At 62.7% G+C, this 20,399-nt stretch carries 18 protein-coding genes; 13 read left to right on the plus strand and 5 right to left on the minus strand.

The features are described from left to right. The first annotated feature begins 36 nt into the window (after window positions 1-36). The 11 genes from IHQ43_RS19095 to IHQ43_RS19145 all read left to right on the plus strand — a co-directional run bounded on the left by IHQ43_RS19095 (window position 37) and on the right by IHQ43_RS19145 (window position 12,244). Window positions 37-741: a MotA/TolQ/ExbB proton channel family protein gene (locus IHQ43_RS19095; RefSeq protein ID WP_085608298.1), complete on the plus strand. Its 705-nt coding sequence runs from the start codon at window positions 37-39 to the stop codon at window positions 739-741. Next, window positions 741-1,142 (plus strand): ExbD/TolR family protein, encoded by a 402-nt coding sequence (locus IHQ43_RS19100; protein ID WP_011335072.1) that lies wholly within the window; start codon window positions 741-743, stop codon window positions 1,140-1,142. The genes IHQ43_RS19095 and IHQ43_RS19100 overlap by 1 nt, the downstream gene beginning before the upstream one ends. Before the next feature lie 207 nt (window positions 1,143-1,349). Beyond that, window positions 1,350-4,055 (plus strand): TonB-dependent receptor, encoded by a 2,706-nt coding sequence (locus IHQ43_RS19105; RefSeq protein WP_192561712.1) that lies wholly within the window; start codon window positions 1,350-1,352, stop codon window positions 4,053-4,055. A 148-nt stretch (window positions 4,056-4,203) separates the two neighbouring features. Beyond that, the gene (locus tag IHQ43_RS19110; RefSeq protein WP_192561713.1) at window positions 4,204-6,075 is read left to right on the plus strand and encodes an extracellular solute-binding protein; all 1,872 of its coding nucleotides are present in this window, start codon (window positions 4,204-4,206) and stop codon (window positions 6,073-6,075) included. 1 nt (window position 6,076) lies between these two features. Then, the gene (locus IHQ43_RS19115; protein WP_192561714.1) at window positions 6,077-7,141 is read left to right on the plus strand and encodes a microcin C ABC transporter permease YejB; all 1,065 of its coding nucleotides are present in this window, start codon (window positions 6,077-6,079) and stop codon (window positions 7,139-7,141) included. After that, a complete protein-coding gene (locus IHQ43_RS19120) occupies window positions 7,141-8,163 on the plus strand; it encodes an ABC transporter permease (RefSeq protein ID WP_127798879.1) in 1,023 nt (340 codons plus the stop codon). Before IHQ43_RS19115 ends, IHQ43_RS19120 begins: the two co-directional genes overlap by 1 nt. 14 nt (window positions 8,164-8,177) lie before the next feature. Continuing rightward, on the plus strand, window positions 8,178-9,812 hold the full coding sequence (locus IHQ43_RS19125; RefSeq protein ID WP_192561715.1) for an ABC transporter ATP-binding protein: 1,635 nt from the start codon (window positions 8,178-8,180) through the stop codon (window positions 9,810-9,812). Window positions 9,813-9,979: 167 nt separating this feature from the next. Next, on the plus strand, window positions 9,980-10,501 hold the full coding sequence (locus tag IHQ43_RS19130; protein ID WP_085686629.1) for a DUF3455 domain-containing protein: 522 nt from the start codon (window positions 9,980-9,982) through the stop codon (window positions 10,499-10,501). Between the two features lie 42 nt (window positions 10,502-10,543). Further along, window positions 10,544-11,077, plus strand: a complete 534-nt coding sequence (locus IHQ43_RS19135; protein ID WP_192565032.1) for a sigma-70 family RNA polymerase sigma factor — start codon at window positions 10,544-10,546, stop codon at window positions 11,075-11,077. Further along, window positions 11,074-11,769 (plus strand): anti-sigma factor, encoded by a 696-nt coding sequence (locus IHQ43_RS19140; protein WP_192561716.1) that lies wholly within the window; start codon window positions 11,074-11,076, stop codon window positions 11,767-11,769. The genes IHQ43_RS19135 and IHQ43_RS19140 overlap by 4 nt, the downstream gene beginning before the upstream one ends. 112 nt (window positions 11,770-11,881) lie before the next feature. Next, complete coding sequence (locus IHQ43_RS19145) at window positions 11,882-12,244, plus strand: hypothetical protein (protein WP_192561717.1); 363 nt, start codon at window positions 11,882-11,884, stop codon at window positions 12,242-12,244. Window positions 12,245-12,322: 78 nt separating this feature from the next. Here the strand turns inward: IHQ43_RS19145 and IHQ43_RS19150 are convergent, their stop codons facing one another. Continuing rightward, window positions 12,323-13,411, minus strand: a complete 1,089-nt coding sequence (locus tag IHQ43_RS19150) for a DUF1615 domain-containing protein (protein WP_192561718.1) — start codon at window positions 13,409-13,411, stop codon at window positions 12,323-12,325. 194 nt (window positions 13,412-13,605) lie between these two features. Here IHQ43_RS19150 and IHQ43_RS19155 point away from each other — a divergent pair, with 194 nt between their 5' ends. Beyond that, window positions 13,606-15,135 carry an FAD-dependent oxidoreductase gene (locus IHQ43_RS19155; protein ID WP_192561719.1) on the plus strand — a complete coding sequence of 510 codons (1,530 nt, stop codon included), beginning with the start codon at window positions 13,606-13,608 and terminating at the stop codon, window positions 15,133-15,135. A 129-nt stretch (window positions 15,136-15,264) separates the two neighbouring features. Here the strand turns inward: IHQ43_RS19155 and hemB are convergent, their stop codons facing one another. Beyond that, window positions 15,265-16,239 carry a porphobilinogen synthase gene (gene hemB / locus IHQ43_RS19160; RefSeq protein ID WP_007958982.1) on the minus strand — a complete coding sequence of 325 codons (975 nt, stop codon included), beginning with the start codon at window positions 16,237-16,239 and terminating at the stop codon, window positions 15,265-15,267. 253 nt (window positions 16,240-16,492) lie between these two features. Continuing rightward, window positions 16,493-17,191 carry a glutathione S-transferase family protein gene (locus IHQ43_RS19165; RefSeq protein ID WP_039770231.1) on the minus strand — a complete coding sequence of 233 codons (699 nt, stop codon included), beginning with the start codon at window positions 17,189-17,191 and terminating at the stop codon, window positions 16,493-16,495. Window positions 17,192-17,486: 295 nt separating this feature from the next. Between IHQ43_RS19165 and IHQ43_RS19170 the strand changes: the two genes are divergently transcribed. Continuing rightward, complete coding sequence (locus IHQ43_RS19170; protein ID WP_192561720.1) at window positions 17,487-18,161, plus strand: histidine phosphatase family protein; 675 nt, start codon at window positions 17,487-17,489, stop codon at window positions 18,159-18,161. A gap of 78 nt (window positions 18,162-18,239) precedes the next feature. Here the strand turns inward: IHQ43_RS19170 and mnmH are convergent, their stop codons facing one another. Both mnmH and selD read right to left on the minus strand, forming a co-directional pair. Continuing rightward, window positions 18,240-19,343, minus strand: coding sequence for a tRNA 2-selenouridine(34) synthase MnmH (mnmH, locus tag IHQ43_RS19175; RefSeq protein WP_192561721.1), 1,104 nt, complete (start codon window positions 19,341-19,343; stop codon window positions 18,240-18,242). Further along, window positions 19,343-20,377, minus strand: coding sequence for a selenide, water dikinase SelD (selD, locus tag IHQ43_RS19180; RefSeq protein WP_192561722.1), 1,035 nt, complete (start codon window positions 20,375-20,377; stop codon window positions 19,343-19,345). Before selD ends, mnmH begins: the two co-directional genes overlap by 1 nt. Between the last annotated feature and the right edge of the window lie 22 nt (window positions 20,378-20,399).

The following is a 20,399-nucleotide window of genomic DNA, read 5'->3' on the forward strand; positions in this document are numbered from 1 at the left end:
GAACTCACAACCGATTAACGCAAGCGAGGTGTAGCCATGAACGATTCTTTGTCTTCGATGATTGTCCCCGGCGTGCTCTGGGGGCTGGTGCTGTTTTCCGTAGTCAGTTGGGCGATCCTGCTGGTCAAGTCGGCGCAGTACCTGCGCCAGAAAACCCAGAACAAACAGTTCAGCAAAGCTTTCTGGGGTGCACCGGATCTGCTCACCGCTGCCGAGCACGCCAGTCAATATCCGGGCTCGCTGGCGCGGATTGCCAGCAGCGGTTTCGAAGCCCTGCTGGTGGAAGAGTCGCCCCGCACCACCCAGCAACTGGCGCACACCATCAACCGCTCCGACCGACTGGAACGCAACCTGCGCCAGCAGATCCAGAAGGAACGCCGCTCGCTGGAAAACGGCCAGGCGATCCTCGCCAGTATCGGCAGCACCGCGCCGTTCATTGGCCTGTTCGGCACCGTGTGGGGAATCATGGAAGCCCTGCAAAGCATCGGCGCCAGCGGTTCGGCCAGTCTGGAAACCGTGGCCGGGCCCATCGGCCACGCGCTGATCGCCACCGGCGTGGGGATTGCCGTCGCGGTGCCGGCGGTGCTGATTTACAACTTCTTCCTGCGGCGCCTGAAGCTGGCCTCGGCGGACATGGATGACTTCGCCCACGACTTCGACGCCCTCGCCTCGCGCAGTGCGTTTTCCATCAGCCGCCAGGCCATCGCCAAATCCACGGCCGCCGTGCGGGAGGCCAGCTGATGTCCTTTTCCACTCAAGACAGCGATGAAGTGCTCAGCGAAATGAACGTCACGCCACTGGTGGACGTGATGCTCGTGCTGCTGGTGGTGTTCATCGTCACCGCGCCGCTGATGACCAACGCGATCAAGGTCAACCTGCCAAAAACCGACGCCGTCGCCCCCGCCGAAAAGAAAGACCCGGTGGTGGTCAGCGTCGATCAGGACGGCAAGTTCTTCCTGGCCAAGACCGAGCTGGCGCCGGAATCGCTGGAGGCCAGCCTCAAGGAGGTCAAGGCCAAAGATGCCGACGTACGCGTGCAGCTGCAGGCCGACTCCGCCGTGAATTACGGCCAGGTCGCCAAAGCCATGGCGTCCATCGAGCGCTCGGGCATCACCAAAATATCGGTGATGACCACCCGCTGACGGCGGTGCCGGGCGCGCTGTGAGGGACGCGCCCGCCACCGTTCGTTGAATCCCGCCGCAATCGGCCGACCGAAAAACGCAGCGCGTCTTCGGAGGGGATCGGCTTGCTTGAAGAAAGTGGTTTTCGCGGCGCGGCACCACCGTGCTCCGTGCAAAGAGGGCTCACAAGGCCATTTCGATAAACGTCTAACAAAGTCGGAAACAACCATGCTGATGAACACTCCACGCTTCACGCTCAAACCTTTGGTGGCGACGATTTCCCGCCACCGTTTCGTTCCGTTGTACCTGGTGGCCATGGGGATGGGCGCCGGGGTTCAGGCTGCCGAGGACGACAACAGCGTCCCGGCCGCCGCTGCGGTGGTCGCGCCGACCACGCAACTGCAACGGGTCGAAGTGACCGGTTCGGCGATCCGTCGGGTCGACGCGGAAACGGCGGTGCCGATCACCGTGCTCAAGGCTGAAGAGCTGCGCAAACAGGGCGTGACCACCACCGCCGAACTGGTGCAGCGCATCACCGGCAGCCAGTCGATCAACAACAGCGCGGGCTCGGTCGGCGCGGCCACCGGCGGCGCATCGTTCGCCGACATGCGCGGCATCGGCGCGAACAAGACGCTGGTGCTGCTCAACGGTCGCCGGCTGGCCAACAACGCCCTGTCGGGCACCAACTCGGCCGGCGGCGCGGTGGATCTGAACATGATCCCGTTTGCCGCGATCGAGCGCGTGGAAGTGCTGCGCGACGGCGCCTCGGCCCTGTATGGGACCGACGCCATCGGCGGCGTGATCAACTTCATCACCAAGAAATCCATGACCGACGGCCAGCTCACCCTCGGCGGCGAAACCCCGACCCACAGCGGCGGCGGTGCGACCAAGGACATGAGTGCCAGTTGGGGTTACGGCGACCTGGAGCAGGACCGCTTCAACGTGCTCGGCGTGTTCAACTACAACAAGCAGCAGAACCTCGACGCCAACGACCGCTCCTTCGCCCGCGACTACGTGCCCGGCCGTGGCCTGGACCAGACCTCCGGCACCGCGTTTCCCGGCAACTACAGCCAGAACGGCAACGCCACCAACCCGCTGGCCAACAGCAATTGCAACGGTCCCAACCTGGTGGCCCGCGACGGCCTCTGCCGCTTCAGCACCCGCGAATACATCGACCTGGTGCCGCAGACCGAGAAGACCTCGTTCTTCGGCAAGACCACCGGCAAACTGGCCGACGACCACAACGTCAACCTCGAATACTTCTGGTCGCGCAACAACAACGCCACCGCTGTCGGCCCGGCGCCATTGACCGGCCTGAGCCTGGATTCCTCCTCGCCCTACTACCCCGGCAACGGCATCACCCCGGCGCCCACCGGTTTCGCCCTCGACCCGACGCAACCGGTGGACGTGAACTGGCGCGAAACCGCCGCCGGCCCGCGCGAATCGAAAGACCAGAACACCAGCCAGCGCTTTCTGCTGAGCTTCGACGGTCTGGTCGGCGGCTGGGATTACAACGTCGGCGCCTCGTACAACCAGAACAAGATCGTCTCCAGCGTCACCAGCGGCTACGTCAGCGATCAGGCGATGATCGACGGTCTGGCCAGCGGCCTGCTCAACCCGTTCGGCCCGCAGACCAGCGCCGGTCAGCAGTACATCGACCAGGCCATGTACCACGGTGCCTATTCCACGGCGGTCGGGCGGGTCGCCGGTTTCGACGGGCGGATCAGCCGCGAGATCGGTGACTGGTTCGGTGCCGGCCCGTCGGGTCTGGCGCTCGGTGGCGAGTACCGCAAAGAGAAATTCCACCAGGACTTCGAGTCATTTGCCGGCGACATCCAGAGCCTGGGCATCGACCCGGCCGGCAGCGTCGAAGGTGACCGCAGCGTGAAAGCCGCCTACGCGGAAATCAACGTGCCGGTGCTCGACAGCCTGGAATTGTCCGCCGCCGTGCGTCACGACAAATACAGCGACTTCGGCAGCACCACCAACCCGAAATACTCGTTCCGTTATCAGCCGCTCAAGGAACTGGTAGTGCGCGGCGCCTACAGCGAAGGCTTCCGCGCGCCGTCGCTGTATGAGTTGTATTCGCCGCGCAGCATCACCTACACCCAGGGCTACTACAACGACCCGGTGCTGTGTACCGGCGGCGTGGTGCAACCGGGCGGCAACGGCGGGCGCGATTGCGGTCAGCAGTTCCTCAACCAGATCGGCGGCAACGAAGACCTGGCCCCGGAAAAGGCGCGCAACGTGACGCTGGGCTTCGTCTATCAACCGGTCAGCAATCTGTCCGTGGGCCTGGATTTCTGGTGGATTCACATCTCCAACCAGATCCAGCCGTTCCCGGAATCCACCGTGTTCGATCAGGCCGGCAGCTACCCGGACCGCTTCGTGCGCAACGCCGACGGCACGCTCAATTACATCGTCACCGGCAACGCCAACCTCGGCATCGTCGAAACCAACGGCGTCGATGTGTCGCTGGACTATCGCTTCCCGAACACGCCGTACGGTCAATTCGGTATGGGTCTGCAAGGCACCTATGTCGACGAGTACGACTTCCAGAGCACCATCAAGGGCCCGTTCACCGACAAGGTCGGCGACTTCAAGGGCGACGGGGTGATTGCCCGCTGGAAACACAACCTGACCGGTTCCTGGACCTTCGGCGCAGCCCGTGCGGCGCTGACCAACCGTTTCACCACCGGCTACAACGACTACGACCGCGAGACCAACGCACGGGTCGCGTCGTACTCGGTGTGGGACCTGTCGGCCGGCTACACCTTCGACAAGGTGCTGGACGTCGATGCCGGGGTGAAGAACCTGTTCGACCGCGATCCGCCGTTCTCCAACCAGGCCTACAACTTCCAGAGCGGCTATGACCCGCGCTACACCGATCCGCTGGGCCGCACGCTGTTTGCGCGCATGACGTATCACTTCTAAGGATCGAGCACTGCATAACCCTGTGGGAGCTGGCTTGCCAGCGATGGCGTCGTGTCAGCCGACATCGACTGCACTGACATACCGCTATCGCTGGCAAGCCAGCTCCCACATGGGTCCTTGTTCTTTCAGAGGTTTGAGGAGTGATCTCATGAGCTTTTTGCGCAACATGGCCGGCCTGCTGCTCGGCAGCGCGCTGCTGTGCAACGCGGTATCTGCGCTCGCCGGCGGCAGCTACGCGATGACGGTGTACGGCGAGGCGCCGAAATACCCCGCCGGTTTCCGGCACTTCGATTTCGTCAATCCCGATGCCCCCAAGGGTGGCTCGCTCAGCCGCGCTTCGATGGAGATCGGTCAGTACAACTACATCACCCCGTATGCCGATCAGGGCATTTCCGTAGTGCAGATCAATGACTGGGTGTATTCGCCGCTGGCGTTCCGCTCGCTGGACGAGCCCTACACCGTCTACGGTCTGGTGGCGCAAACCATGGAGCGCGATCCCGGCGGTCTGTGGGTGCGTTTCCACCTGAATCCCGAGGCGCGTTTCGCCGACGGCACACCGATCACCGCCGAGGACGTGCGCTACACCTTCGAGCTGTTGATGACCAAGGGCAGCCTGAGTTATCGCCAGCAATACGCCGATGTGCAGGACGTGCTGATCGAAGGTCCGCGACAGATTCGCTTCACCTTCAAGAACAACCTCAACCGCACGCTGGCGCTGGATCTGGCGTCGTTGCGACCGGTGCCCGAGCACTGGTGGAAAACCCGCGACTTCGCCAACGGCGGAGGCTTCGAACCCCCGCTGGGCAGCGGCCCGTATCGAGTGAGCAAGGTCGACGCGGGGCGCAGCATCGGTTTCCAGCGCGATCCGGATTGGTGGGGCAAGGACCTGCCGGTCAGTCGCGGGATGTACAACTTCGACAGCCTGACGGTGAATTTCTACGGCGACACCGACGTCGCCCGGCAACTGCTGCAGGCCGGCGCGTTCGACTACAACCGCGAGTTTTCCTCGTCCGGCTACGTGGTCGGCTACGACAGCCCGGCCCTGCGTGACGGTCGCCTGCAACAGGCGATTCTCGCCCCGGACAAACCGACCAGCGCCCAGGGTTTTGTGTTCAACCTGCAGAACCCGTTGTTCAAGGATCGCCGCGTGCGTCAGGCGCTGAGCCTGTTGTGGGATTTCGAGTGGACCAACAAGCAGATGATGCGCGGCTTCTACGTGCGCCAGAACAGCTACTGGCCGAAGAGTGAAATGGCCGCCACCGCCCTGCCCGATGCAGGGGAACTGGCGATCCTCGAACCGCTGCGCGGACAGATTCCGGACGAGGTTTTCAGCCGGGTCTATCGGGCGCCGAAAACCGATGGCAGCGGCTACATCCGCGACAAGCAGTTGCAGGCCCTGAAGCTGCTGGCCGAAGCCGGATGGACGCCGAAAAACAATCGGCTGGTGAACGCCGCCGGCGAGCCATTCGAGTTCACCTTCCTCGACGGCCAGGGTGGTTTCGACCGCATGCTGCTGCCCTACAAACGCACCCTGGCGCAGATCGGCATCACCCTGAATCTGCGGCGTATCGATTCGGCGCAGTACATCAACCGGCTCAACGCCCGGGACTACGACATGATCGTCACCAGTTTCCCCCGCAGCGGCGATCCGATCGTCTCGCCGGGCCGCGAGTTGTACAGCCTGTATGCCTCACAGAGCGCCACACAAGTCGGCAGCTCCAATTCGATGGTGCTGGCGGACCCTGCGGTGGACCGGCTGATCGACGGCCTGGTCCAGGCCAATACCCGCGACGCCATGGTGCGTTACGCCCGCGCCCTCGACCGGGTGCTGCAATGGGGTGACTACATGATTCCCAACTACTACTCCAAAGGCACGCCGACGGTGTATCAGAACCGCTTCGGCAGGCCGCCGGTGCAGCCGATTTACAGCGAAGGCCTCGACACCTGGTGGGAGGTCTCGGCCAAGCCGCTGACCAATCAGCAGATGAGTGCTCTGCACTCGCTCGCGGGGGGCCAATGACATGTGGCGTTATCTGAGTCGACGTCTGTTGCTGATCATCCCGACGCTGCTGTGCATTCTGGTGGTCAACTTCGTCATCGTGCAGGCCGCGCCCGGCGGCCCGGTGGAACAGGCCATCGCCCGCCTGCAAGGCTTCGGCGGGCACAGCATGGGCGGCGCCAGCGAGGTCACCGCGATCGGCGGTGCCGGGCGCAGCAGCCGTGGCCTGGACCCGGCGCTGATCGAAGAGATCAAGCACCACTACGGCTTCGACAAGCCGATGCACGAACGCCTGTGGCTGATGCTCAAGAACTATGCGCAACTGGACCTGGGCAGCAGTTTCTTTCGCGGTGCGAAGGTCACCGATCTGATCGTACAGAAGCTGCCGGTGTCGCTGTCCCTCGGCCTGTGGGCGACCTTGATCACCTACCTGATCTCGATCCCGCTGGGCATTCGCAAGGCGATCAAAAACGGCAGCGCATTCGATGTGTGGAGCAGCACGGCGATCATTGTCGGTTACGCGATGCCGGCGTTTCTGTTCGCGATCCTGTTGATCGTAGTGTTCGCCGGGGGCAGCTACGTCAACTGGTTTCCGGTACAGGGGCTGGTCTCGGACAACTTCGACAGCCTGAGCCTGTTGGGCAAGCTCGGCGACTACCTCTGGCACCTGGTGCTGCCGGTGACCGCGCTGGTGATCGGCGGTTTTGCGACGCTGACGATCCTGACCAAAAACAGCTTCCTCAACGAGATCAGCCGTCAATACGTGATCACCGCGCGCGCCAAGGGCCTGACCGAAAGACGCGTGCTCTACGGCCATGTGTTTCGCAACGCGATGCTGCTGGTGGTGGCCGGTGTGCCGTCGGCATTGATCGAGGTGTTTTTCGCCGGCTCCCTGCTGATCGAAACCATCTTCAACCTCGACGGCCTCGGGCGCATGAGCTACGAAGCGGCGGTGTCGCGGGACTACCCGGTGGTGTTCGGCACGCTGTTTCTGTTCACCCTGTTCGGCCTGTTGATCAAGCTGATCGGCGACCTCTGCTACACCCTGCTCGACCCGCGCATCGACTTCTCGGCGAGGACTGCCTGATGTTCACACTCTCCCCTCTGGGCCGGCGGCGCATCGCGCAATTCAAGGCCAACCGTCGCGGGCGCTGGTCGCTGTGGCTGTTCATCGGGCTGTGCCTGATCTGCCTCGGCGGCGAATTGATCGCCAACGACAAGCCACTGGTGATCCGCTACCACAACGCTTTCTACTTCCCGATCCTCAGCGATTATCAGGAAACCGATTTCGGCGGCGAGCTGCCGTTCCAGCCGGATTACGCCAGCAGTTACGTACACAAACTGATCGAGGATCAGGGCGGCTGGATGCTGTTCCCGCCGATCCCGTTCAGCTACGACACGGTCAATTACGACCTCACCGAACCGGCGCCGAGCCCGCCGTCCTCCAGCAACTGGCTGGGCACCGACGATCAGGCGCGGGACGTGTTGGCGCGGGTGATTTTCGGCACGCGGATTTCGATTCTGTTTGCGCTGATTCTCACCGCCGTCAGTGCGCTGGTCGGCATCGTCGCCGGGGCGTTGCAGGGTTATTACGGCGGCTGGGTCGACTTGCTCGGGCAACGGGTGCTGGAGATCTGGTCAGGGCTGCCGGTGCTGTACCTGCTGATCATTTTGTCCGGGTTCGTCTCGCCGAGTTTCTGGTGGCTGCTGGGGATCATGGCGCTGTTTTCCTGGCTGGCACTGGTGGACGTGGTGCGCGCCGAGTTCCTGCGCGGCCGCAGCCTGGAATACGTCAAGGCTGCACGAGCCCTGGGCCTGACGGACAGCGAGCTGATGCGCCGGCACATTCTGCCCAACGCCATGACCTCCACCCTCACCTACCTGCCGTTCATTCTGACCGGCGCCATCGCCACCCTCACCGCGCTGGATTTTCTCGGCTTCGGCATGCCCGCCGGCACCGCGTCGCTGGGTGAACTGATCGGACAGGCCAAGCGCAATCTGCAAGCGCCGTGGCTGGGGCTGACGGCGTTTTTTGCCCTGGCGCTGATTCTGTCCCTGCTGGTGTTTATCGGCGAAGCCTGCCGTGACGCGTTCGATCCGCGATCCTGATCCCCGGAGCTGAAATGACCGATAACCTGATTGAAATCCGCGACCTGCGCGTCGCCTTCGCCGGGCATGAAGTGGTGCACGGCGTGAACCTCGACATCCGCCGTGGCGAGTGCCTGGCACTGGTCGGCGAGTCCGGCTCGGGCAAGTCGGTGACGGCGCACTCGATCCTGCGCTTGCTGCCAGGCAAAACTGTCAGCAACACGGGCAGCATCCGCTACAACGGCGTGGATTTGCTGCACGCCAGCGAGCAGCAGATGCGCAGCTTGCGCGGCAACCGCATCGCGATGATTTTCCAGGAGCCGATGACCTCGCTGAACCCGCTGCACACGGTGGAAAAACAGATCAGCGAAGTGCTGGAGATCCACAAGGGACTCAAGGGCCGCGCCGCGCGCCAGCGCACGCTCGATCTGCTGGAGCTGGTGGGCATTCGCCAACCGTTGCAGCGCTTGAAGGCCTATCCGCACCAGCTCTCCGGCGGCCAGCGGCAACGAGTGATGATCGCCATGGCGCTGGCCAACGAGCCGGAATTGCTGATTGCGGATGAGCCGACTACAGCGCTGGACGTGACCGTGCAGCAGAAGATTCTCGAGCTGCTGATCGAGTTGCAGCAACGCCTCGGCATGTCGCTGCTGTTGATCAGTCATGACCTCAATCTGGTGCGGCGCATCGCCCAACGGGTGTGCGTGATGCGCCACGGAGAGATCGTCGAACAAGCCGATTGCGAAACGCTGTTCCGCAACCCGCAGCATCCTTACAGCCGCCTGCTGATCGAGGCGGAACCGTCGGGCGCGCCGGTGCCGAGTCGCTACGATCACAACCTGCTGGAAGTGGACGATCTGAAAGTCTGGTTCCCGCTGCCCAAGGCGTTGTTCAGCCGCACCCAGGAATACATCAAGGCCGTGGACGGCGTGAGTTTCCGGCTGCAACGGGGCAAGACCCTGGGGATTGTCGGCGAGTCTGGGTCGGGCAAGTCGACGCTGGGCCAGGCGATTCTGCGGCTGGTGGAATCCGAGGGCGACATTCGCTTCGGCAACAAGCAATTGAGCTTGCTCAATCAGCGTTTGATGCGTCCGTTGCGCCGGCAGATCCAGGTGGTATTCCAGGACCCGTTCGGCAGCCTCAGCCCACGGATGTCGGTGCAGCAGATCATCGCCGAAGGCCTGCTTACACACGGCATCGGCACGGCCGAGGAACGTGAGGCAGCGGTGATCCGCGTGCTGGAGGAAGTCGGCCTCGATCCGCAGAGCCGCCATCGTTATCCCCACGAATTCTCCGGCGGCCAGCGCCAGCGCATTTCCATCGCCCGGGCGCTGGTGCTGGAACCGGCGCTGATTCTGCTCGACGAACCGACCTCCGCGCTGGATCGCACAGTGCAGAAACAGGTGGTGGAATTGCTGCGGCAGTTGCAGATCCGCCATGGGCTGACGTACCTGTTCATCAGCCATGACCTGGCGGTGGTGCACGCGCTGGCGCACGACTTGATGGTGATCAAGGACGGCAAGGTGGTGGAACAGGGAGCGTCGCGCCAGATTTTTGCGGCGCCGCAGCATGCGTATACCCAGGAACTCCTGAAAGCCTCCGGCCTGAAGCCTGACAAAGATCCCTGTGGGAGCGAGCTTGCTCGCGAATGCGGGGTGTCAGCCACATAAATGCTGGCTGACACTACGCCATCGCGGGCAAGCCCGCTCCCACAGGGATTGCAGTGTTTTCAAAATTATTTGTCGGGCCACTGCATCCAAACGCCTTCGTCACGGGTAGTCCCTGTAACAGCCCTCTTTCGGCTGTCAGCGGTTTACCCTTTTTCGGAGAAACACTGATGAACATCACACAACTGATCGGCCTCACCGGTTTGCTCGCCGTCGCTTCGACAAGTTTTGCCCAAAGCAGTTATCCCGACGCGATCAAGGTGCCGGACGGCCACAAGATCGCGATGGAAACCACCGGGGTCGGCGAGATCACCTACGAATGCCGGGACAAGGCCAATGTCGCCGGCCAGACCGAGTGGGTGTTCGTCGGCCCGAAAGCGGTGCTCAATGATCGCAGCGGCAAACAGGTCGGCACCTACTTCGGCCCGCCCGCCACCTGGCAAGCGCAGGACGGCTCGAAAGTCACCGGCACGCAACTGGCCGTTGCGCCATCGAGCCCGGGCAACCTGCCCTATCAACTGGTCAAGGCCAATCCCGCTGAGGGCAAAGGCGCCATGAGCGGCGTGAGCTACATCCAGCGTGTCGCGCTCAAGGGCGGCGTGGCGCCGGGCAGCGAATGCACGGCGGCGAACAAGGGTAAACAGGAAGTGGTGAAGTACCAGGCCGACTACATTTTCTGGGCGGCGAACTGAGCCTGACTGGACGTTTGGCCGATGCTTGCTAGATTGCAGGACATGCCATTGCCCGAAACCGCGTTCGATTACGAAGCCCGCCTCGCCGCCTGTGCCCGCGGCGAGCGCGGGGCCCTGCGCGAATTGTATGTGCAGGAAAGTCCGCGGCTGCTGGGTGTGGCCCGGCGTCTGGTGCGTGACACGGCGCTGGCCGAAGACATCGTTCACGACGCGTTCATCAAGATCTGGGCTGGTGCGGCGGGTTTCGATCCGGCGCGCGGTTCGGCCCGGGGCTGGATGTTCAGCGTGACCCGGCATCTGGCGCTGAATGTGTTGCGCAATCACAGTCGGGAAATACCGTTACTCGAAGACGACGACGCACTCCATGTCGATGACGCATTCGACGCACAGGCCAATTCAGCGCGCATCCACCGCTGCCTGCATCAACTGGAACCGCAACGCCGCCGCTGCATCCTTCACGCCTACGTCGACGGTTACAGCCACGCGCAGATCGCCCAACGCCTCGACACGCCGCTGGGCACCGTCAAAGCCTGGATCAAGCGCAGCCTCAATGCGTTGCGGGAGTGCATGGGATGACCACCGAATCGGCGCAGGAACGCGATGAACTGGCCAGCGAATACGTGCTCGGCACCCTCTCGGCCGAAGCGCGCGCCGAGGTGCAACGGCGCTTGCCCAACGAGCCCGAGCTGCAAGCGGCGGTGGATGCCTGGGAACGGCGTCTGCTGGAACTGACCGACCTCGCCCCGGCGCATCAGCCCTCGTCGCAGTTGTGGCAGCGCATCGAACGCAGTGTCGGGCAACTCACCCACAAGAGGGCGCCAGAGATTTCCTGGTGGAACCGTCTGTCGCTGTGGCGCGGATTGAGCGCTGCCGGGTTGGCCGCGACTTTGTTGCTGGGTTCGATCCTGTTGACCCAGACCACACCGAAACCGAGCTTTCTGGTGGTGCTGGTCGCCCCACAGGACAAGGCGCCGGGCTGGGTGATCCAGGCCAGCAGTCCACGGGAGATTCAGTTGATTCCGCTGGGCGTGGTCGAGGTGCCAACCGACAAGGCGCTGGAGTTCTGGACCAAGGCCGACGGCTGGCAAGGCCCGGTGTCGCTGGGGCTGGTCAAGCCGGGGCAGGCGCTGTCGATCCCGCTGGACAAACTGCCACCGCTGCAACCGAACCAGTTGTTCGAGCTGACGCTGGAAGGCGCCAGCGGTTCGCCGATCGGCAAACCCACCGGGCCGATCCAGGCGATTGGCCGCGCGGTGAAGGTGCTTTGACAAACCATCATCGGCGTCGATGTTCACCATCACGTCAATGAAGTTCTCTTAAAAACTCCCGGGCGTAACATCCGCTCCATACCAAACAAACAACACCCCCGGAGCAAAAATCATGAAACGCCAAGTCATCCTCAGCATTGCCCTCTCGGTTCTGGCCTTCAACGCATTTGCCGCCAAACCGGCCCACACCATGATCGCCGAAGGTGGTTCGGATCGTCTGATTGAACGCCGCGTTGCTGAAGGTGGTTCGGATCGCTTGATTGAACGCCGCGTTGCTGAAGGTGGTTCGGATCGCTTGATTGAACGTCGCGTTGCTGAAGGTGGTTCTGATCGTCTGCTGGAACGTCGCGTTGCCGAAGGTGGTTCTGATCGTCTGCTGGAACGTCGCGTTGCTGAAGGTGGCTCTGATCGTCTGCTGGAACGTCGCGTTGCTGAAGGTGGCTCGGATCGTCTGATTGAACGTCGCGTTGCCTGAATGAATGGCTTGATCGCAACAGCCCAGAAAAAACCCGGCTCCCGTCAGCCGGGTTTTTTTATTCCCTTTTGATCGTCCTCAGCCCTTGGCCATGCAGCGCCGATAGCGCTCGTCGACCCGTTTGGCAAACCACGCCGTGGTCAGTTTGCGGGTGATCTTCGGGCTCTGCAGCACGATGCCCGGCAACACCGCGCGGGGCAGTGACTTGCCTTCCGCACGCTCCGCCAGCTCGAAGACCCGTTGATACAGCTTGGTCTCCTCGAAAGCCAGGCTATCGCCCTTCTCCAGTTGATCGCGGATCACCGGATTGCGCATGCCCAGCGATTTGCCGAGGGCGCGCACCGCCAGTTCGGTACTGCCCGGCATGATCGCGCCCGGGCGGATCAAGTCGCCATCCAGCGCCAGCGGAATGCCCGAAGCGCGGCTGACCGCGTTCTGAAACGCCGCGTTGCGACTGGCGTACCAGCCCGCATTGAAGTCGGCGAAGCGGTACAGCGGCTCACGATAACTCACCGGATAACCCAGCAAATGGGCGATACCGAAATACATCCCGCCCCGACGGCTGAACACCTCGCGGCGAATCGTCCCGTCCACCGGGTACGGATAGTCCTTGGCGTGCCGCTCGGCGAATTCGATGCTGACCTGCATCGGCCCGCCGGTATGCACCGGGTTGAAACCGCTGAACAACGTGCGGCCCATCGGCACCGAGCCGATGAAGTCGTCGAAAATCGCGCTCAATTCCTTTTCGCTGCGGGCGGCGCTCAGGCGTTCGCTGTAGGTCTTGCCGTTGGGCGAGCGCACCTGCAAGGCGCCGCTGACCAACAGGCTCGGGATATGCACCTTGGCGGCGCGGCGGTCGATTTCGTCACGGGCGATCTTGCCCAGGCCGGGCACCGGCGGATCGACCTGGAAAGTGGACTCCTGCTCGGCGACGGCCAGCACCGAACACAGGTTTTGCGTGGTCGGGCTGATGCCCTGGGCGGCGAACGCGGCATAGATGTCGGTGGCCCAGCCCTGGCGGTCGGCGGTTTTGGCCGGCAGCAGGCGCACGATCTGCGCCTTGACCTCGGCGGGCGGGCGCGGCGCAGGTTCTTCGCTGCGTTGACCGGCGCAACCGGCCAGCACCAGCAGCGCGGCGAGGCTGACGAATAATCGAGGGGTGTGCATAACGCTTCATCCAGTCCGTTGAGCCGGGTTAACCCTACGCTCAATCGCAGGGTGCAGGATAGGACTGCGGGCCGGCGGCGCTGTTCCATCGTCCCGTTTGGCAGGCCGACTGGCCGCCCTCGCCGTCTGATCCATACTTGCTGCTGCACATTCAGTGGCAAGCCTCAGGTCAGGACACGCGAGGAGGACAGACCATGAACCGCAGTGATGTTCTGATCATCGGCGCAGGCCCCACCGGACTGGTGCTGGCCCTGTGGCTGAGCAAACTGGGCGTGCGCGTGCGCATTATCGACAAGAGCTCCGCCCCCGGCACCACTTCACGGGCGCTGGCGGTGCAGGCGCGCACCCTTGAGCTGTACCGGCAACTGGATCTGGCCGATGCGGTGGTGCGCAACGGCCACCGGGTGGCGGCGGCGAATTTCTGGGTCAAGGGCAAACCCGTGGCGCAGTTGCCGCTGAACCGGATCGGCGAAGGCCTGACGCCCTATGCCTTTCTGGAAATGTATCCGCAGGACGAACACGAGCGACTGTTGATCGACCGCCTCGAAGACTACGACGTGACCGTCGAGCGCAACACGACGCTGGAGAGTTTCACGGAAAACGGCGACGGCCTCACCGCGCATTTGCGCCTGCCGGATGGCGAGCAGGAAATCTGTCAGGCCTGCTATCTGGCCGGATGCGACGGCGCCCGTTCGGTCGTGCGCAAAACCCTCGACACCGGTTTTCCCGGTGGCACTTATCAGCAGATTTTTTATGTCGCGGATGTGCAGGCCAGCGGCCCGGCGCTCAACGGCGAGTTGCATCTGGATCTGGATGAAGCGGACTTCCTCGCTGTTTTCCCGCTGGCCGGCGAAGGCCGTGCGCGGCTGATCGGCACGGTGCGTGACGAACGCGCTGATCGCGCCGAAACCCTGGAATTTTCCGATGTCAGCAATCGCGCCATCGAACATCTGAACGTGCACATCGAGGACGTCAACTGGTTCTCCACCTACCGCGTGCATCACCGGGTGGCGGATCACTTTCGCAAGGGTCGGGCATTTCTGCTCGGCGATGCGGCACACGTACACAGCCCGGCGGGCGGTCAGGGCATGAACACCGGGATCGGCGATGCAATCAACCTGGCGTGGAAACTCGCGGCGGTGCTCGGCGGCGCTGCCACGCCCGGGTTGCTCGACAGCTACGAAACCGAACGCATCGCCTTCGCCCGGCGACTGGTGTCGACCACCGACAAGGTCTTCAGCTTCGTCACCGCCGAAGGTCGTATGGCCGACCTGCTGCGCACGCGGCTGGCACCGTTCCTGATTCCGAAAATGGCGTCATTCGAGACCAGTCGCGAATTCCTGTTTCGCACTGTCTCGCAAATCACCGTCAACTATCGGGGCATGGTGTTGAGTGAAGGCGTGGCCGGGCACGTCCACGGCGGCGACCGCTTGCCGTGGGCCCATGATGGTGAGGGCGATAATTACGAACCGTTGCGCCATCCGTGCTGGCAGGTGCATGTGTATGGCGACACCAGCGACGAGATGATCGCCTGGTGCAACGAACACCACTTGCCGCTGCACGTGTTCGACTGGCGTCCGGCGTTTGAAACGGCGGGGCTGGGGCGCAACGGTTTTTACCTGCTGCGCCCGGATACCTACGTGGCGATTGCCGACAACAGCGCGGATCCGAAGGTGATCGAACGGTATTTCCGTGATCACGGGATCCGGCCGTTTTTCACCTGACTCAAGAACACCACAAACCACTGTGGGAGCGAGCTTGCTCGCGATAGCGGTCTGTCAGTCAATGCAGGGTTGTCTGATACGCCGATATCGCGAGCAAGCTCGCTCCCACATTGGGTGTTGTGATGTTGCTTAGATTCCGGCCAGGGCCAGATCCATCGCAAAGTAGGTGAAGATCAGATCCGCACCCGCGCGCTTGATCGCGCCGAGGCTTTCGCGCACTACGCGATCTTCGTCGATCGCCCCGGCCTGGGCCCCGAACTTGATCATCGCGTACTCGCCGCTGACCTGATACGCCGCCAGCGGCAGGGTCGAGGCTTCGCGGATGTCGCGGATGATGTCGAGGTACGCGCCGGCGGGTTTGACCATCAGCGCATCGGCGCCTTCCTGCTCGTCGAGCAACGATTCGCGCAGGGCTTCGCGGCGATTCATCGGGTTCATCTGGTAGCTTTTGCGATCGCCTTTCAGCGCGCTGCCGCCAGCCTCGCGGAACGGGCCGTAGAGCGCCGAGGCGAATTTGGTCGAGTAGGCCATGATCGGAATCTGCGTGAAGCCGGCGTCGTCCAGCGCCCGGCGAATCGCCCGCACCTGGCCGTCCATCGCTGCCGACGGTGCAATCACGTCGGCACCGGCACGCGCTGCTGCAACGGCTTGTTTGCCGAGGTTGATCAGGGTCTGGTCGTTGTCGACTTCATGGTTGTGCATCACGCCGCAATGGCCGTGGTCGGTGTACTCGCAGAAGCAGGTGTCGGACATCACGATCATTTCCGGCACGGCGTCCTTGGCGATCCGCGACATGCGCGACACCAGCCCGTTTTCGCGCCAGGTGTCGCTGCCGTTGGCGTCCAGATGATGGGACACGCCGAAGGTCATCACCGACTTGATCCCGGCCCGGGCGTAACGCTCGATCTCGCCGGCCAGTTTGCGCTCCGGAATGCGCATCACGCCGGGCATGCTCTTGATCGGTACGAAGTCGTCGATCTCTTCTTCGACGAAGATCGGCAGCACCAGATCGTTGAGGGAAAACTCGGTTTCCTGGAACAGGCTGCGCAGGCTCGCATTGCGGCGCAGACGGCGTGGACGTGCTTCGGGGAACTGACTGGACATGGGGCCTTTCCTGAAAACAGCGGATGAGACGAAAGTCGTAGGGGGCGAAGCTTATGCCTTGCGGGGATCGGGGTACAAACCTGGATCAATCAACAGTGCGTTACCCAGGACGCAATAATCATAAGAACCACCCGATGACCTGTGGGAGCTGGCTTGCCAGCGATAGCAATGGGTCAATCAGCATCGATGTTGACTGTGACAGCCTCATCGCTGGCAAGCCAGCTCCCACAGGGTCAGGTGTAGAACCCTGAAATCAGGACGGGATAGTCAGGCCGCGCACAACGGCCGGCCGTGCCAGGAAGCGCTCCAGCACCCGGGTGACGTTCGGGAAGTTGTTGATGCCGACCAGATCGCCGGCCTCGTAGAAGCCGATCAGGTTGCGCACCCACGGGAACGTGGCGATGTCGGCAATGGTGTAGCGCTCGCCCATGATCCAGTCGCGCCCTTCCAGGCGGGTGTTCAGGACGCTGAGCAGGCGGCGGCTTTCTTCGACGTAGCGGTCACGGGGACGTTTGTCTTCGTAGTCCTTGCCGGCAAATTTGTTGAAGAAACCGAGCTGGCCGAACATCGGGCCGATACCGCCCATCTGGAACATCAGCCACTGAATGGTTTCGTAGCGCAGCGCACCTTCCTGGGCCAGCAACTGACCGCTCTTGTCGGCGAGGTAGATCAGGATCGCGCCGGACTCGAACAACGGCAGCGGTTTGTCTTCAGGGCCGTGGGGGTCGAGGATCGCCGGGATCTTGTTGTTCGGGTTCAGCGACAGGAATTCCGGGGACATCTGGTCATTGGTGTCGAAGCCCACGCGGTGCGGCTCGTAGGGCAGGCCGATTTCTTCGAGCATGATCGAGACCTTGACGCCGTTGGGGGTCGGCAGGGAATAGAGCTGAATCCAGTCAGGGTACTGCGCCGGCCATTTCTGGGTGATCGGGAACGCGGACAGATCAGTCATGTGTAGCATCCAGTCACAAAATGAAAGGCCTGAGCATAATCCACGATCAGCGCTCTGGCTCGGGTTCTTTACGCCCTCGCCCGCTGGCTTACTTAAATCCGCAACATCCTGTGGTTAACCTTCCCTCCAACCGCACAGGCTGAACGGTAAAGTGCGGCGCACTCAAGCGAATCGAACCAAACGGGCCTCAGGGGGCTCCAAGCAAGCCATTGATGACAGGGAAAACACCCGGCGCGCCTGCACCGGTGAAGAGGTTTGTCAGCCTTAACCGAACAGACTGAAGAATCCTTATCCCATGACGAACTTGATAAAAGTCGCCAAACGCTTCAAACATCGCGCGTACGTGGCCCTGCCCACCCTGCTGGCGGTGAGCGCGCTGTTCCTGTCGCTGGAATCCAGCGAAAGCCGTGCGCAACCGGTGGACGGCACCCAGACCCTGGTGTTCCTGCGCCACGCGGAGAAACCCGCCGGCGGTCTGGGCCAGCTCAACTGCCAGGGCCTGAACCGGGCCATTGACCTGTCGACCCTCCTGCCGGAAAAATTCGGCAAGGCCGACTATGTGTTCGCCGCCAACCCGACGCGCAATGTCGAGGAAGGCGAACTGGACAACTCCTACAGCTACATCCGCCCCCTGATGACCATCAGCCCGGCCGCGATCAAGCTCGGCCTTCCGGTGAACATCGAATTCTCGGCCAACGACACCAGCGATCTGGCCCGGGAGCTGATCGAAGACAAGTACCACAACTCGACCATCTACACCGCGTGGTCCCACGGCTACCTGCCGGAGCTGATCAACAAGGTCGCGGGCAAGGCGGTCGGCGAAAAGCAGAAGATCACCGAGGACTGGGAATCCAGCGACTACGACTCGCTGTATGTGCTGACCCTGACCTGGCACAACGGCAAGGCCAGCCTGCAGAGCCACAGCTACAAACAGGGGCTGGATAACGGGCAGGAAAGCTGTCCAACCTGAGTCATCCTTCGTCTGGGACGGCTCCATCGTCGGATCGCCGCCCGGACCAAGCCCGCGATGAGGCCGGCAGAAGCACCATCAATTTTGCTGATTCACCCGCTCACGCAAGTACTCGATAACGGCCTGCCGCTCCCCCGCAAACTCGATCCGACCGCCCTTCTTCTCGCGCTGAAACACATACATTGGGTCGTAATATTCGCGCAGCAAACCCTCGATCCACGGGCGGTGCAAGTCTACCGCCCCGCTGCGGCCCTGTTCCGCCAGCGCCTCTTCCATCAACACTCGCATCCGTCGATGCCGCTCGCCCCCCAGCCGTTTGTGCACATTGTCGAGGCTATCCAGCAACCGCTCCGAAAACCGCCCGAAACCCTCGTCTCCATGCACAGACTGAAACTCGGCGGACAAATCCACCACATAATCGCGCAGGATCCGCTCGACGCGCTGCTCGAAACGGTCCTCCAGCCAGACCATCGGGTATTGCTGCATGCCCTGATAGAGCGACAGCGGCAGCGCGCAGCTCCCCACCACCCGGCTCTCATCCTCCAGCACAAACTGATCGATGCCGGCGGCACGTTTTTTCAGGAAGTCGATGGCCAGCCGGTTCTCGAAATCGATGTTCGACGGCTGACCGGAGGCGCGTTTGCCGAAACTCGAGCCTCGGTGATTGGCATGGCCTTCCAGGTCCACGCCGTTGCGCAGTTGCACCAGCACTTCGGTCTTGCCGGTGCCGGTCATGCCGCCCAGCAACACGAAATCACAGTCGGCCTGGGTTGATTCAAGAGTGTCGATCAGAAAACCCCGCAGCGCCTTGTAGCCACCGCCGATACGCGGGTAGTCGATACCGGCCTCCGACTTCAGCCACTGCTGGACGATCTGCGAGCGCAGGCCGCCACGAAAGCAATACAGGTAACCGTCCGGATGCACCCGGGCAAAGTCCGCCCAGGCCTGAAGCCGTTCGGCCTTCACCGCGCCGGACACCAATTGATGGCCCAGCTCGATGGCGGCCTGCTGCCCGTGATGCTTGTAGCAAGTGCCGATCCGCTGCCGCTCGATATCGTTCATCAACGGCAGATTGGCCGCACCGGGGAACGCGCCCTTGTGAAATTCGACCGGCGCACGAGCGTCCATCAGCGGCCGGTCGTTGAGGAAGATGTCGTGATAGTCGGTGAAGTCGGCGGCCATCAATTCACCTCGACGGCGGTGCTCTTTCGCTCCAGCAGTTCACCGATGGGTTCCAGTGTCAGACCCAGTTCGGCGGCGACGGCGAGGAATTCGGCATTGCCTTCGGGAGTAACGGCCACCAACAGACCGCCGCTGGTCTGCGGGTCGCACAGCACCCGTTTGTGCAATTCCTGGACCCGCCCGACGCGGCTTGAATAGCTGTCGAAATTGCGCAGGGTGCCGCCCGGCACGCAGCCCTGTTCGAGGTAGTACTCGACGCTCGCCAGACGCGGCACCCGATCATAAAAAATGCGCGCCGTCAGGTGACTGCCGTCGGCCATTTCCACCAGATGCCCGAGCAGCCCGAACCCGGTGACGTCGGTCATCGCGGTGACTCCGGCCAGTTTGCCGAAACGGCTGCCGGGCTTGTTCAGCGTACACATCCAGTCCCGGGCCACGCCGATGTCGTCGGGGCGCAGCTTGCCCTTCTTCTCGGCGGTGGTGAGGATGCCGATGCCCAACGGTTTGGTCAGGTACAGCAGGCAACCGGCGGTGGCGGTGTCGTTGCGTTTCATGAAGCGCTTTTCCACCAGTCCGGTGACGGCCAGACCGAAGATCGGCTCCGGCGCATCGATCGAATGCCCGCCGGCCAGCGGAATTCCCGCCGCATCGCACACCGCGCGCCCGCCGCGAATCACCTCTCGCGCCACTTCCGGCGCCAGCACGTTGACCGGCCAGCCGAGAATCGCAATCGCCATCAACGGATCGCCGCCCATGGCGTAGATATCGCTGATGGCATTGGTGGCGGCGATCCGGCCGAAGTCGAATGGATCGTCGACGATCGGCATGAAGAAATCCGTGGTCGAGACCACCCCGCGCTCGGCATCGATTTCATACACCGCCGCATCATCGCGCGACGCATTGCCGACCCACAGTTTCGGATCAAGATTCTGCGCCCCGCTGCCGGCCAGAATCACCTCCAGCACCTTGGGCGAAATCTTGCAGCCACAACCGGCGCCGTGGCTGTATTGGGTCAGACGGATGGGCTCGGTCATGGGGACAGTCTCCTGGCAGGGA

Origin of the sequence: Pseudomonas gozinkensis (assembly GCF_014863585.1) — a bacterium.
Taxonomy (GTDB): Bacteria; Pseudomonadota; Gammaproteobacteria; order Pseudomonadales; family Pseudomonadaceae; genus Aquipseudomonas; species Aquipseudomonas gozinkensis.